The organism is Cutibacterium sp. 37298, assembly GCF_023838685.1.
Taxonomy (GTDB): Bacteria; Actinomycetota; Actinomycetes; order Propionibacteriales; family Propionibacteriaceae; genus Cutibacterium; species Cutibacterium acnes.
Window position 1 is genome coordinate 226,507 of the sequence record NZ_JAJNRJ010000001.1, and the last position, 13,366, is coordinate 239,872.

10 protein-coding genes and 2 pseudogenes are annotated in these 13,366 nt (G+C 58.1%); 5 read left to right on the plus strand and 7 right to left on the minus strand.

The annotated features are described in order from the left end of the window. Positions 1-5: 5 nt before the first annotated feature. The gene (locus tag LRP59_RS01125; RefSeq protein WP_002514647.1) at positions 6-2,165 is read right to left on the minus strand and encodes a sodium:proton antiporter; all 2,160 of its coding nucleotides are present in this window, start codon (positions 2,163-2,165) and stop codon (positions 6-8) included. Positions 2,166-2,504: 339 nt separating this feature from the next. On the opposite strand from LRP59_RS01125, the gene LRP59_RS01130 reads away from it, so the two are divergent. The 5 genes and pseudogenes from LRP59_RS01130 (at position 2,505) to LRP59_RS01150 (ending at position 7,037) form a co-directional block, all read left to right on the plus strand. Continuing rightward, positions 2,505-3,071 (plus strand): WhiB family transcriptional regulator, encoded by a 567-nt coding sequence (locus LRP59_RS01130; protein WP_002514150.1) that lies wholly within the window; start codon positions 2,505-2,507, stop codon positions 3,069-3,071. 72 nt (positions 3,072-3,143) lie between these two features. Continuing rightward, complete coding sequence (locus tag LRP59_RS01135; RefSeq protein WP_002520801.1) at positions 3,144-3,902, plus strand: HAD family hydrolase; 759 nt, start codon at positions 3,144-3,146, stop codon at positions 3,900-3,902. 145 nt (positions 3,903-4,047) lie between these two features. Continuing rightward, positions 4,048-4,632: an XRE family transcriptional regulator gene (locus tag LRP59_RS01140; protein ID WP_032499837.1), complete on the plus strand. Its 585-nt coding sequence runs from the start codon at positions 4,048-4,050 to the stop codon at positions 4,630-4,632. Between the two features lie 24 nt (positions 4,633-4,656). After that, positions 4,657-5,385, plus strand: coding sequence for a B3/4 domain-containing protein (locus tag LRP59_RS01145; RefSeq protein ID WP_032499838.1), 729 nt, complete (start codon positions 4,657-4,659; stop codon positions 5,383-5,385). Positions 5,386-5,795: 410 nt separating this feature from the next. Further along, positions 5,796-7,037, plus strand: a pseudogene (locus LRP59_RS01150) (adhesin). Between the two features lie 146 nt (positions 7,038-7,183). On the opposite strand, the pseudogene LRP59_RS01155 reads toward LRP59_RS01150, so the two are convergent. The 6 genes and pseudogenes from LRP59_RS01155 to LRP59_RS01185 all read right to left on the minus strand — a co-directional run bounded on the left by LRP59_RS01155 (position 7,184) and on the right by LRP59_RS01185 (position 13,341). Further along, positions 7,184-8,670: pseudogene (locus LRP59_RS01155) on the minus strand (purine-cytosine permease family protein). A 53-nt stretch (positions 8,671-8,723) separates the two neighbouring features. Beyond that, positions 8,724-9,026: a ferredoxin family protein gene (locus LRP59_RS01165; RefSeq protein WP_002531483.1), complete on the minus strand. Its 303-nt coding sequence runs from the start codon at positions 9,024-9,026 to the stop codon at positions 8,724-8,726. Next, positions 9,026-10,396, minus strand: a complete 1,371-nt coding sequence (locus tag LRP59_RS01170; protein WP_148378629.1) for an FAD-dependent oxidoreductase — start codon at positions 10,394-10,396, stop codon at positions 9,026-9,028. Before LRP59_RS01170 ends, LRP59_RS01165 begins: the two co-directional genes overlap by 1 nt. Beyond that, a complete protein-coding gene (locus tag LRP59_RS01175) occupies positions 10,393-11,226 on the minus strand; it encodes an electron transfer flavoprotein subunit alpha/FixB family protein (protein ID WP_002520807.1) in 834 nt (277 codons plus the stop codon). Before LRP59_RS01175 ends, LRP59_RS01170 begins: the two co-directional genes overlap by 4 nt. Before the next feature lie 77 nt (positions 11,227-11,303). Then, a complete protein-coding gene (locus LRP59_RS01180) occupies positions 11,304-12,065 on the minus strand; it encodes an electron transfer flavoprotein subunit beta/FixA family protein (protein ID WP_002514159.1) in 762 nt (253 codons plus the stop codon). Between the two features lie 109 nt (positions 12,066-12,174). After that, positions 12,175-13,341, minus strand: a complete 1,167-nt coding sequence (locus tag LRP59_RS01185) for a CaiB/BaiF CoA-transferase family protein (protein ID WP_002514160.1) — start codon at positions 13,339-13,341, stop codon at positions 12,175-12,177. Between the last annotated feature and the right edge of the window lie 25 nt (positions 13,342-13,366).

A 13,366-nucleotide genomic window follows, 5' to 3' on the forward strand; every position in this document is an offset into this window, starting at 1 on the left:
GTCCCTCACCACTCGCTCGGTGAGTCCGCAGAAACCGGCGACGGCCTTCCCGGGCTCAACTTATCGAATCGCGGCCGAACCGGATCCTCGACTCCCCCACTAGCCTCCGAGGTCTGCTCAGACTTCCCACCCTTGTCACCATGATCAACCGTGGTGTCAGCCGGATCACCAGCAGTCGCGCTAACGGCCGCTTTATTCTTCCCCTCAGCAGCTCTCCGGTCGGCGTCAATGCGATCTCGCACCGCCTCTTCCGAAGATGGCACCAACATCGTCTGTCGACTCGGCTGCTCCTCCTGAGCGGCAACAGGCTCCGGAGCGTCTTTCCACTCGTCACCCAGATAAATGATGGTGTAGTCCTCTTTGGGAACATTCATCCCGTTGGTGGCAACGTTCACCGAAGAAGGCTTAACGACAAACATCACCACAGCGTCCGGCATGGCCTCTCGGAACTTTTCCCAGTTGCGGTTCTCGTCCAGCTTGACCCGTCGTACCCGCTTGCCATTACGCCACATTTTGTCCATCGCCGAGTGCGAGGTCGGGGGGTCAAAGGCCGTCCTTGCTTTGAGGATCTGCGCGGTGCCGGTAGTGGCGTCACCGTCATCACTCTCATCCATCCGCTCCAGCTGGAAGACGTTCGCCCGTCCCAACGCACGCCGATAGTGCACGGACGCAATTGAATTGGTGTCGTCATCCGGCGTGCACGCCACCATCGAAGCGATTCCGGCAAGGTCCATATCTTCGGTGGCGTATTCAGATAGAAAGTCCGCAGCCTCGCATCTCAGACCGGCTTTGCGTGCCGCGTACAGGTCATACGCACGTCGGGTGACGATGAGAGTCGGCACATCGAGGTCGCGTAGGGTCTTGGCGGTATCGATAGTCCAAGCAGGTGACCCCGCGAACATCACTCCACGCGGGCTCGCAGAGGCCAACCCGAGTTTCTCGGCGAGTCTTCCAATACCCAGACCGTAGATAGCGACAGTACAGACGATCACGAGGAAGACCAGCGGTACGAGTCGGTCGACTTGGCTGGCCATACCAGCGATCTGGTTGGCAAAGGAGAACAACCGCTTGGAATGCTCCGGATCAGATGCGGCGATCTGCTTCGCCTGCTCGCGCACGTGGTCGGCGGATTCACTGAACTGCATGGCAAAAATCGACGCCACCGACGCCGCCACGATTCCTCGCGGGGCCATAAACGACATCAGGGTGCGTTCTTGGCGGGTCGTCTCGGTACCGACTAACCCTAACAGCACCGAAGCGGGCCGAATGATGAGCACAAGCAGCGCGACGAAAATCAGGCCCGTAGACAGAATGTCGAGGATCTGAGACGGGGTCACGCGTCCTGCAAGCATGATGAATAGGACGCCAACGAGGAGCACCTGCAGGTGTTCCTTGAACTCGATGACGGGCTCAAGCTCGAGGTTGCGCTGGTTCGCCAGGTAGATGCCGAGCATCGTAACGGCGACCAGGCCCGATTCCTCCCGAATGACGTTAGCGCCAACACACGTTCCAACGGCGACCCCAACGAAAATCACGCCTTGTAGGAAGTCCGGGATGAGGTGCCGTTTCATCATCGCGGTGACGATCCACCCGATGGGGCCAGCGAAGAGCAGCCCGACCAATAGGGTGAGCCCCAGATTCAAGACGCCTTGTCCGATGGAAGATCCGTCGATGCTGGTAATGGCCTGATACACCAGTAATGCCAGGATGGCGCCGAGCGGATCGACGACGATTCCTTCCCACCTCAACAGAGCACTCACTCGCCGAGTAGGACGCAACTGACGCAGGATCGGGTTAATCACCGTTGGGCCAGTGACGATGAGGATCGCGCCCAACAGCAGGGAAACGCGGCCATCAAACCCCAATACCATCGCCGCGCCGGTGATGAGAACCCACGCCAGCCCTGCGGTGACGGTGCACAGCCGAAAAATCGGTCGTCCGAGGTCACGGACTTCGCGAAGTTTGAGTCCAAGTGACCCCTCGAAGAGGATAATTGCTACTGAAAGGTTGACACCATCGAATAGCAGCTTCCTCCCGAAGATCTCATCGGGAGTGACCCACTGTCCGAGGGCGAAACCGATCACGAGGAGGAACAGCAGCGCGGGAAGGCGTAACCGCCATCCGAGCCACTGGGCACCGACCGCGAGCACCAGTACAAGTGCCATGTATGTTGCTGCATCCACCTAGGCACTCTAACCGGGACAACGGCGGTTTTCCCACGCGGGATCCACTACGGAGTGGACACCGTAGGCATATAGACGAAAGTCGACCATCCAAATAACGTCCTATCCAAAAGTACACATCAAGCTATTTTGAAAATCACCCTTCCCATTCGCCTCCAACAGCAAAAACTCCGCATTGAATCTGTGTACATCGGCCTGACAAGCGCGTTTGGACGTCCAATTTGATCACTGTCAACGTCAGATGAAGTTGCGAAAAGCACTTGTAATATCACTGGCAGTTGACGTCGAACAGCCGCCTTGGCCCATTGGAAAGGAGCCATCGTGAATCGGATGAACGATCGAACTCTTCCGTCCTGCGCCAACCTCAGAGCGGTCTTCCAACACCCCTTGCTCGAGGGCGATAGCACTGCCGCGACGCCCGACGAACAGCAACTGGAGCGCACTCTGCAGGCCCGCGCTCGCGCTGCCTGCTCTACCTGCCCTCTTTTCGAACAGTGCCTGGAGAACGCCATCCTCGATCACGACGTCGCTGGATTCGCCGCTGGGACAACGCCACGCCAACGCTCCCGCATCCGCTCCTACCTCGGCGTCAGGGTGCGCCCGGACGATGTGGAATCTTTCGCCGGAATCATCGGTCGCGGCCATCAAGTTGCCACTCAGGACGTCATGAGGCTTCGCCGGGCTCACCCCGACCAGCCCCTGAGCTTCATCGCAGACCGTCTCGGCTGCTCGCTATCTACCGTGAAACGGCACCTGCGGCGGGCACGCGACACCTCGCTGACTCCACGTCGCGAGAGGTCTTCGAGGGTCACTGCAACCCGTCTAGCTGCTGCCTACGAGTCAGTGACCGGCCGTCCCCACCCGGGCCGTGCAAGCTTGGCTGCCTGAGAACGTCACGTTTTATTCACCGCTTGATCATCACGTGGTGGCAAGCTGGCTGACATGACATTCACTCCTCGCATGGTGGCTCTCGATATTGACGGGACCCTCGTCAATCATCAGGGGGAACTTCCGCACGCGGTCCGTGAAGCGGTTGCCAAGATTGATGTCCCCGCCGTCTTGGCGACCGGGCGAGGTTTGTTCGGCGCGGTCCCGATCCACGAGGCACTCGGTCTGCAAGGCGGACACGCGGTCGTGTCCAATGGCGCCGTCACCGCGACGATGTCTCCGCTCAAGGTTCAAACCGAGATCACCTTTGACCCGCGTCCAATCATTGACCACGTTATGGACGTTTATCCCCAGGCGCTCATCGCCGTCGAAGAAGTTGGCGTCGGGTATCGACTCAACCAGCTCTTCCCCGTCGGGGAGTTGCAGGGCGCGCTCCACATCGAATCGATTGAGGAGTTGGCATCACGCCCTGCCCCGCGGGTGATCATCCGTGATCCCAACGGTTACGCCGACTCCTTCCAGGACCTGGCGCACAGCCTCGACCTCCACAGCGTGTCCTACGTCATCGGCTGGTCAGCTTGGCTCGACATCACCCCAGAGGGAGTCACCAAAGCTTCTGCCCTTGACCCTCTATGCCGCCTCAAAGGGATCGACCCGAAAGACGTCCTAGCCATTGGTGACGGCAACAACGACATTGAAATGCTGCAGTGGGCCGGGCGCGGCGTAGCCATCGGAGACGCCTCCGAACAGGTCCAAGCCGCCGCCGACGACATCGCACCATGTTTTGAGGACGGCGGCACCGCCAACGAGCTCAATCGGTGGTTCGCCTGAAACCACTATCGACGCGACCCTCAACCACCTACCACGAGGGCTCCCCGGACCTCCGCTGAGCGGCAACACCAGCGATCATCTCCCGTGTGTTGCAGTTTCAACCGGAATAACTGCACTGCCCACAAAGTGCAGTATCATGCACTATATGGATACGGGCGCAGAGCCATTGGCACATGCGATCGGCGCACGGGTCAAGCAACAGCGCATGGCCCGGAGATGGACGCTCGATCAGCTCGCCAGGTACGCCGGGGTGAGCCGCCGCGTGCTCGTAAACGTCGAACAGGGCGCAGTGAATCCACGCGTAGGCACCCTGCTGCGACTCTCGGACGCGCTCGGTGTCGGGCTCCCAGCCCTAGTGGAACCCCCGGCTTCGCGCGCCCCGAAACTCACCCGCAATGGACAGGGCGCTGCCCTCTGGACTGGCGAAGCAGGCGGCAAGGGCATGCTGGTCGCGGGCACGGAGCCGCCGGAAGTGGTCGAACTGTGGGACTGGACGCTCGCGCCAAGTGAGCGTCACGACAGCGAGGCGCACAGCGACGGCACCCGAGAACTACTGCACGTGCAGGAGGGGACAGTCACCGTCGAGGTCGACGGAAACCGCTACGACCTTGCCCCCGGCGATGCGTTGTCGTTCTACGGCGACGCAGCCCATGCCTACATAAACTCAACAGATAATTCTGCCCGGTTCTCACTGACGGTGTTCGAGCCGGACGTGGGAACCGCGCACTGAAAGGAAACCCCGATGCCTGAACCCATGGCTCCCGAGACGTTCCTCGACGCCTGCACAGTGGACAAGGCCGTGTTCGAACTGCGCCCAGACTACCGAGCCCTGCTGCTCGTGGTCGACGGCCTCACCCCGCCTGCGTCCGGAGAGGGCAACGACATGGTCGACACACTCATCGCTCAGGCGGAGGCCCACGCGCGTAATCTCCTGGCAGATTCGCCAGTGAATGAGCTTGCGCATATCGCCTCGTGGCGGGAGGCATTTCGGAGTTTCGGGGCGAAGCCACAGCGCACGCGCAACTGTCTCGAAGCCCTCACCCGCCGCGCCGAGAAAAGTCTCCCGCGGGTGAACGCGCTTACTGACGTCTACAACGCGATCTCGGTGCTGCACCAGATTCCCCTTGGCGGCGAGGACCTTCATCGCTACAACGGCCCGGCACGTCTGATCCGTGCCACGGGAGAAGAGTCGTTCGACACGACCGCGAACGGAGCGGCCGTGATCGAGCACCCTGAAATCGGTGAGGCCATCTGGTGCGACGACGCCGGGGTGACGTGCCGGCGGTGGAATTGGCGGCAGGGTCGACGCACCGGCCTCACCGATACCACTCGGACGGCGTTGTTCATCCTCGACGCCCTCGCCCCAGTTACCGACGAGGAATTGCACGCCACCGCCGATGCACTCACTGAGGCGCTGGCGAACCTGGGCGAAAACGTGCAGACCACAACACGGCTGATAGGCACGCAACCCAGCGGGAACTGACGACGAAGTCACGATCATCACACTCACTGTGCCCGATTCGACCGGCCACTATGCCTATCGCCTGGGCGACCATACCCACATTGCAGAGCTGACCGTCGAGCATACGAGATCAACACTCATGTCTGCCGGCATCAAAGGCCTCCGCAGCTCACACGTCCTCACCCATGTGAGATACGTCGCAAGCAAGCTCCCCCAGTATCGCTGACCGGATGCTTATCACCATGTTCAAAGTACGCGCATGTAATTCGTAACCTATGCAATGAAAGCAGCTGTGTGGGTTTTGGTGTGATTATTTTTGTTCGTGTCGGCAATCGGCATACGTGAAAAAGGCGAGCTGTCCTAGTGGTAGCATTTCAGCTTGCTAGCCGCAGGTTAGCTATCACTAAGTTTCTAACCCTTAGGAGACAACGATGCGTCGGACAAGGATCACCGTGGCAGCTGTGACAGCAACTGCCTTGATCGGCTCACTATCAGCTATCACCCTCCCCCCCGCGAATGCTGCTTCTAACGAGAACAGCTCCATAACCCAGACAGCCGCCTTCAGCCCCAGCGCCAAGACAAAGATTGACGCGGACTGCCGCAAAGCCATCATTAACGACCTGAAACTGCGCGGCGCGATCGTCGGAGCACTCGTCAAGGCCGGACTCAGCGCAGCCGACGCAGCCGCCTTGGCCCCCCGCATCGCCGCCGAAATGGCAGCAGAGGGTACCCTCACCCTCAACCACCATCGACTGAAAGTCCTCGTCGCTTCCCAGCTGGGCCTCGTAGCAGACGCTGCGGTCCAACACGCAGCTGCAGCCATCGACCTCAGCTTCAAGGCCATCCTAGGCGCGTCGATCATCCCCAACGCACTAGGATCAGCCGCGTTCAAGAGCGCGGTCATCGCAAACCTCGTCGCTGCTGGTATCGACAAGCACCTGGCACGAGCCACCGCCGTGGCGATCGTCGCCACCGCACTGAACCCCGCCCTCGGGCCCATCGCGAAGTTCGAACTCATCAAAGCTGAGATCGCCGCCCAAGCAGCTCTTCTCATCCAAAGGGGCGTCCATCTCCAGAAGGCAGCCATCGAGCACGTCATCGGCCGCGCCTTCGACGCCGCTGTCGCAACCGCGATTATCAGCTCTCCGATCCTGAGTGCACGCATCGTCACTCACCTGGTCAGGGCTGGAATAGACAAGTCCATTGCCATCAGCCTTGCACCGCATATCGTCAAGCGCCTGGCCAAGGAGCCGCTACTGGCGTTCAACACCGCCAAGCTCGTCAAGGACATCGCCCGGCAAATCGTCGACATCCGCAACACCCAGGAAGCCGTAGCAATCTACAAGCAACTCAAGGCTGAACTACCAACCCTGGACGGACTCGTGCAGAAGGCCTGCACCCCCGACTCCGACACCGACACCGACTCCAACCCCAACGCCGACGCCGACACCGACGCTCCAACCCCAACGCCGGCTCCAACCCCAACGCCGGCTCCAACCCCAACGCCCACTCCAACCCCAACCCCAACCCCAACCCCAACCCACGGGGCCACAACCACCACGCCGATCAGCCGTACAACGGACCGCCACAACCTCGGGTCTCATCACACCCACATCGCGGCCCCCGCACTGATCCACGCGAAGGCCCTCCCAGCAACAGGAACAGGAGCCTGACAGCCTCAGGAAACAACGCAAGGTTCCTCTCACAACTAACAATGGTCGTGGTCCACAAGCCTGTGGACCACGACCATTTACATTCCCCCAAGCAAAAGACTCGCATACGGGTGTTCTCCAGGAACAACCACAGCAAAACCACCAACCTACCGAGAAACAATGCTCGGATCCAGCTCCACATCCTTCGGATAGACTATCTCCAGGGGGTAATCAAACGCTCGTCTGCCAAGCGGAAAATATACCAACGCTGTAACAACAAGGCCCACGAGCCACGAGATGTCCGCTCCACCCATCGCTGCGGCGACCGGCCCCACATAAAAGGCCTGAGAGATGAACGGAATCTGCACAACGACGCCGAGCAAATAAACAACAACGGTCGGCCAGTGGAGCTTGCCATAGCGGCCCCTCGGAGTGTACAGCGCAGGAATGTCAATACAGCGACGACATATAAGGTAATAGTTCAGCAGGTTGATCGCCGACCACGGCAGGAAAAACATCAGCAGAGTCAAGATGAAAGACTTGAACACTTGCAGAAAATCCGAGGACGCCGCGAGCGCCGTCAGGACAACCACAACATTGAAACCAATCACGAAACCGAAACGAGTTTTCGGAGAGACGCTACTCTTACCGGTGAAACCCGAAAGAGCTGTCGACAACGCCATGACTCCGCCATACGCATTCAAGGTGTTGATAGTCAGCTTGCCAATCACAATGGAGATGAAAACCAAGATCGCCAAAACACGATTCTGGGCAAGGTTCCCCATAAACCCAACCTGATCGCCAATGAAAGCTTGACCACCAGCAGCAGCAATGAACACACCCAGCGTCATCGAAATCGTAGCTCTAAGTACTGATCCCGCGAAGGGACCAAACCACGCACTCCCAAACTTCGTGTCACGGGGAAGATAGCGTGAGTAATCACTGGCATACGGTGCGTAAGTCAACTGCCATCCTGCCGCTAAAGCAATCGACAGAAGGAAAGGTACCACTGAGAAGTGCACATCAGTCAGCTGCGGCCCAAAGGAACTCACTTGGAACAGACGAACCGCGACATAAAGCAGCCCCAGGAGACCAATTGTCGATGACACCTTCCCCAGCTTGTGGATTAGGTCATACCCAAACATGGCAATAATTGCCGTCAAAGCTGCAAAACCAGAATTCCGATCCACCTGGACTGGACACCAAATGCATTGTTAATGGCTTATCCAGCCAAGACAGTTCCAGTAGCGGCAAAGCCGAAATAGAGAAGCAGTACGAGAAACAGCGGGAGCGCAGCGCCATAAACGCCGAACTGTGCCCGCGAACTAATCATCTGTGGAAGCCCCAGCGCGGGCCCCTGAGCGGAATGGAGCGCCATGACGGCGCCACCGATGATCTGCCCGATGAAAAGACCAACTAACGCCCATACGACATCGGCTCCGAAAACAACCGCCAAAGCACCATTCACGACAGCGGTAATCTGCATGTTCACTCCGAACCATAGCGTGAACTGACTCTTCGGAGTACCGTGCCTTTCGCTGTCAGGCACCATATCAATGGTTCGCTTCTCAACACCGCGACCAGCTCCCGAAACGGTTGGAGCCGGATTTCCATGACGAACTTCATCCTGAGCACTATTTGGTGCGGACACCACAATTCCTCCTACCGAGCGACGGCCATGTCGCTTTACAGTCGCCCACAAGGACTTCATCCTTCTCTGAACGAAATACCCATTGCACCTGCGGGATAGTGCCATTCAAGCGACCCTGGCGCAGCAACCGCCAGACAAGTGCCACACTCCAGACACGCTGCGTACTCCACGGAAATAGTGCCATCGGGCTCCTCTGAGTACACGTGCGCCGGGCACACTCGTACCAATAGCTTTCCCGTCCCTGTTCTGCGCGCAATGTCTTGATTAACATGAATGTGGCTGTTGTCCTCATCCACGTCATAATGATTTCTTGCAAGACGACTGGCCACAGATCCGAAACCATCACTTTTTGCTGTCATCACAATGCCCTCATTGCCCTGAACCCGATTGAGGCGAGCTGGGAAAAACTCAGGTTCGATGACCTCACCGCAGAGGCTACCGTCGGAAGTAAGTGTTTTCGAGGGGTCATATCGAGACCATAAATCTGATACATCACGTCCGCCGCGAGTTTACCGACATCGTTGTACATTTCTGGAGATTCCAGGAATGCCGGGGCGTTCCGGTAAGTATTCATGTCGCGACCCACGAAACTTTCATTGCAAGTGGAGACATAACCATCCAGGGCCCCATGACCGACATCATGGTTACGCAAGGCTAGATCAACCGATTTCGCAGCGGCGAGGGCAGAACCTGCAGCGAGGTCCATCCCCCGTACCGTAAACCCCGTGTTCAGCGTAAAGCCAGCAGCGTCGCCGACGATCAAGAGCCCTGGTGCAACCAGGTCGTGCTGCATACTGGCACCACCTTCAGCTACAAGATGGCAGCCGTACTCCAGCAATTCGCCGCCCGCTAGGAGTGGCGAAACAACCGGGTGAGTCAAGAAGTGGTCGTGCAGCTGCGAGCTTGACTCCCCACTCCTTTCCAAATCATCCAACCGTAGGACGACCCCGGCTGACACGCTGTCTATATTCGTGTAAAGGAACCCACCTCCCCCAATACCTTTCGTGCAGCCGCCAACGACCGCGTACGCTGCCCCCTCGCCGTTCTTGACCTGGAACCGTTCCTCGATGACTTTCGGGTCAAGGCCAATGACCGACTTCACACCTACGGCCAGATTGTTCTTAGGCTCCGGTCCACGGAGTCCAGCGTCACGACTCAGAAATGAATTCACGCCGTCTGCAGCAATGGCCACGCGCGAATACAACTCATCGTCACCAGCTCGAACGCCGACGAACTGCCCATCACGCTCGATCAACGAGTCAACGCGAACACCTGACATCACAGTGACGCCGGCTTCCTCGCATTTTTCCGACAGCCACGAATCAAGTTTCGCCCGGAGGACGGTAACAGCGTTAACGGGGTCCACGAGTCGCGCATCTCGATAATCAACTGCAACAGATGAATCCCTATTCAGAAACATCAGTTGATTGCGAGTGATCTTGCGCTCGACCGGAGCATCTCGAAGGAAGTTCGGAAATATCTCCTCAAGGACCCGACAGTAAAGAACACCTCCTGAGAGATTTTTGCTTCCAGGTTCTTGGCCACGCTCGACAAGGAGTACTTCGTGGCCCTCACCAGCTAGCTCGTACGCCGCGACGGCACCAGCCACACCGCCCCCGACGACAATGACATCGAAATCAGGCTCAACGCCTGGGACATCCCACAACGGCGGCGGTGCCTCCGAAGGCTGGGCGCCCACACCCCGCAACAGTTCTGCGATCCCAGTCATCGCGCCAATGCCTTTGTCAGCTCGGGAAGAACTGCATAGAGGTCTCCGACAATTCCATAATCAGCCTGCTCAAAAATAGGCGCATCTGAATCCGAATTGATAGCGACGACAGTCTGGGACTTATTCATGCCGACAACATGCTGCAGCTGGCCAGAAATTCCCACCGCAATGTAGAGCTTAGGTGAAACCTGTGCTCCGGAGATTCCTACGTAGAGTTTCTTCTCAAACCAGCTCACCCCTTCAGCTAGAGGACGCGAGCACGCGAGCTCCGCACCTAACTGTGCAGCCAAGTCATGCGCAATATGAAGGTCTGCCTCCTCACGAAAACCGCGTCCACAAGCAACGATGCGTTTCGCAGCAGCCAGATTCGTGGCCTGGCTACCAGCCTTGTCACTGGAGACCACGGTGGCCCCATCTACGGTTGCGCTCACCTGCGTCAGCTCAGGGCATGGTCCCTCAGATGGCCCCCCAGGTTCGCACACGAACACGATCGGCATGGAAAGCGAGAGCGTCTGCTCCAACACACCACCCAACTGCAGCACAGTAGCCTTGCCAGCTTCCAGCTCTTGCAGACCACGATAAGTGGGTGCATCAAGCTGGACAGCCACCGCAGCTGCGAGAACACGGTCCGCAGAAGAAGTGCCAGCGAGGACCACATCGCCGGGCTCAGCTGCGACCTGTTCCGCCGCGAATCCAGCCACCGCCTCGACCGGCACCGCTGCCGGAAGTTCAATCTGAACAACGCGATCGGCCCCGGAAAAACGATCGGCAGCCACACCAACAGTCACTACGACCGTGCTGTCACCTCTCTGGCCAGCCAACTCCAGCATATGAGAAATGTTTGGCTGCGCAGTGACAATCCAACTCGTCGACATCAAGACTCCCTTTCACGCCTGTTTAATTCTTGTCAAATGACCGATGCATCACGGAGTGCAGCAACAAGTTGGGCAGCAGCACCATCCCCACTGAAAACTTGATGCTTCCGCTCCTTCACCGGAGCTGGCCCACGCGAGACAACATTCACCGTTGCCCGCGAAAGATCCAACTCGGAGCACTTCACATCCTCAATCGGCTTCTTCGCCGCCTTAAGAATGTCCTTCATTCCCGGCGCTTTCGGAGTCGTCGCATCTGGAGTGGTGGCAATAACCGCAGCACCATCCGTGCGGACAACACGGCTACCACCGTCGTAGTTTTGCGTAATTTGCCAACCCGTTCCAGAAGGCTCGACGTGCGTGACTTCCAGGAAAGTAGGAAATCCGAGGCGAGCTCCAACAAGCGCAGGCATCAATTGCGCACCCTCGTCAACAGACGCATCTCCAGTAACGACTAAAGTGACACCCCCGATTCGTTGGATGAGAGCCGCGAGCGCGCCCGCAACCTGGACGCTCGACCATTCACTCGTCTTGTCGTCCCCCAAGGTCATAACTCGATCCAGACCACGAGCCAAGACGTTTTTCTTCTCCTTGGCAGCAGTCGCTGCGACCGTTCCAACACTGACACCCACAAGTTCGGTACCAGAAACATCGGCCGCCTCTCTGGCAACCTGAATCGCGACCGGATCATAGTCACTGATGCCGAGTTTCCCGCGGGACCAATCGATCCTCCCATCCGGTTCTACACGTGCGTCCTGCGGATTAGCGGCTACTTTATATGCCACAGCAATTGTCATGGGTTTTCCCTTCTGGCCGACAGATAATATCGGTCCGATTATGGTCATCAGTCACTTAGCGGATGGCAGACAAAACTCCCGCGAACTTCACGAACCCCGCGTCAGACATTCATCTGTCGTCATTCGCCGATCGGCCCCACTCAGCGGCGACGGCTCCCGCTGTCTGTTCACCCAAACGAGGCGACGGTTCCGACGACACCTCCAGATCGCCGCACCCGAAGTCCGCCGGAAATCGTAGGTACGGCATCTTTCCGAGCTCCGGGTGTGTGAAGTGACCGAGCGAATGGCGCGCAACCACATGCTCACTTTCAAGCGCCTCTTTGAGATCCCAGATGGGTGCAGCAGGGACACCTGCTTCCTCGGTCTTCCGCAACAGTTCGGCAACGGTCATCGTCTGCGTCCACCCGGACACCAACTGCGTGAGCTCTTGTCGTTTATTCGCGCGGTTCATATCACCGAGATAGGCATCGTTGGTACCAAGGTCCGGCCTTCCCATGAGGTCGGCCAAGCGTGCCCAAATTCGATCGTTTGCCACTGCCAAGGCAACCAGTCCGCCCTTAGCAGGGTAGGTGTCGAATGGAACCGAAACCGGATGACGATTTCCGATTCGTCCCGGCAATTTTCCATCGGCAAGAAGGAGACTCAGATTAGTCACCTGCAACGCAAGCAAAGAGTTGAACATTGAAACGTCGACAGTACGACCGACCCCAGTACGCTCACGCTCATACAGTGCTGCACAAATCGCCCATCCGGCGAAAATCCCTGAAACGACGTCGCCCAGTGATTCACCGACGCGTGTCGGCTTTCCTCCTTCAGGACCCGTGGCAGCCATGATTCCGCTCATCGCCTGTACAATGAGATCATACGCGGGACGATTTCGGAACGGCCCCTCTTGACCGAAGCCCGAAATGCTGGCGTATATTATTCGCGAATTGGTTTTGTGCACACTTTCTGCATCCACTCCTAAACGCTTCGTGACCCCAGGTCGAAAGTTTTCCAACACGACGTCTGCATGCTCAACGAGCTTCATGAAACGCTCGTGGTCCTTGGGATCTTTGAAATTCAGGACGACGCTCCGTTTACCATGGTTCAATTCAGCGAAGTACACGCTCTCCTCGCCCTTGAAAGGTCCCAAATGGCGCGCGTCATCACCATTCGGTGCCTCGACTTTGACCACATCAGCACCTAGATCTGCAAGGAAAGCACCGCAGTACGGGCCTGCCAGGACACGCGAGAGATCGAGAACTTTGACTCCCTCGAGCACACCTTTGGACACGATCAAGTTCCTTTCTTACTCATCC